Source organism: Arthrobacter sp. SPT-J7 (assembly GCF_059089965.1).
This window is the reverse complement of record NZ_JBNHFF010000450.1, coordinates 1-1,236: the sequence shown is the minus strand read 5'-3', so window position 1 is coordinate 1,236 and position 1,236 is coordinate 1. Positions and strand designations below refer to the sequence as shown.

Genomic DNA, 1,236 nt, shown 5'->3' with positions numbered 1-1,236 from the left:
GCTTCGGAGTCTGACCTGTTGCCGCTGTACGAATTCGAGCCGGAAACGGAACGCGTTCTTGACGCCCTGCTTCCGCGCTACATCGAGTCACGTATCTTCGCGGCCATGCTGCAGGCGGCGGCTTCCGAGCTCGCTGCGCGCCAGCGGGCCATGAAGTCCGCAGGTGACAATGCCACGGATCTCATCAAGAAGTACACGCGTCTGCGCAACACGGCCCGCCAGGCTGAGATTACGCAGGAGCTTTCCGAGATTGTTGCCGGCGCCGACGCCCTGGCGTCCTAGCCTGCAGCATCCCCGGTTCCGCTGGACCTGCACCACCACAGATAAACTTAAACCCACGCCATCTACTGAGTGAAGTGAGAGAGATGACTGCCACTGCTACCGAACACGTAGCCGCAACGTCCGGTGCTACCGGCCGCATTGCGCGCGTAATCGGCCCGGTTGTCGACGTCGAATTCCCGGCTGACGCAATCCCGTCCATCTACAACGCCCTGACCACCGAGATCACCCTCAACGGTGTCACCAAGACCATCACGTTCGAGACCTCCCAGCACCTGGGCGACAACCTCGTGCGCGCCATCTCCCTTCAGGCCACCGACGGACTTGTCCGCGGTACGTCCGTGGTGGATAGCGGTGCCCCGATTTCCGTACCCGTTGGCGACGGCGTCAAGGGCCACATCTTCAACGTCCTGGGCCAGCCCCTGGACGTTACCGAGGCGGAACTGCAGATCAGCGAACGCTGGCCTATCCACCGCAAGGCACCGAGCTTTGCGTCCCTTGAAGGCTCCACCGAGATGCTGGAAACCGGTATCAAGGTCATCGACCTCCTCACCCCGTACATCAAGGGTGGAAAGATCGGCCTGTTCGGTGGCGCCGGCGTGGGCAAGACTGTTCTGATCCAGGAAATGATCACCCGTGTTGCCCGCAACTTCGGTGGTACTTCCGTCTTCGCCGGTGTGGGCGAGCGTACCCGTGAAGGTAACGACCTTTGGGTTGAGATGGAAGAGGCAGGCGTCCTCAAGGACACTGCCCTTGTGTTCGGCCAGATGGACGAGCCGCCGGGAACGCGCCTGCGCGTAGCCCTGTCCGCACTGACCATGGCGGAGTACTTCCGCGATGTGCAGAACCAGGACGTGCTGCTCTTCATCGACAACATCTTCCGCTTCACGCAGGCAGGTTCCGAGGTTTCCACCCTCCTCGGCCGCATGCCTTCGGCCGTGGGCTACCAGCCCAACC

General features: G+C 62.1%; 2 protein-coding genes. Both read left to right on the top strand.

The window, feature by feature from the left end; genetic code table 11:
• On the top strand, nucleotides 1-282 hold a 282-nt coding region (locus tag AC5RWX_RS33490), incomplete at its 5' end, for a F0F1 ATP synthase subunit gamma (protein WP_494100457.1).
• A gap of 83 nt (nucleotides 283-365) precedes the next feature.
• On the top strand, nucleotides 366-1,236 hold an 871-nt coding region (locus AC5RWX_RS33485), incomplete at its 3' end, for a F0F1 ATP synthase subunit beta (RefSeq protein ID WP_494100456.1).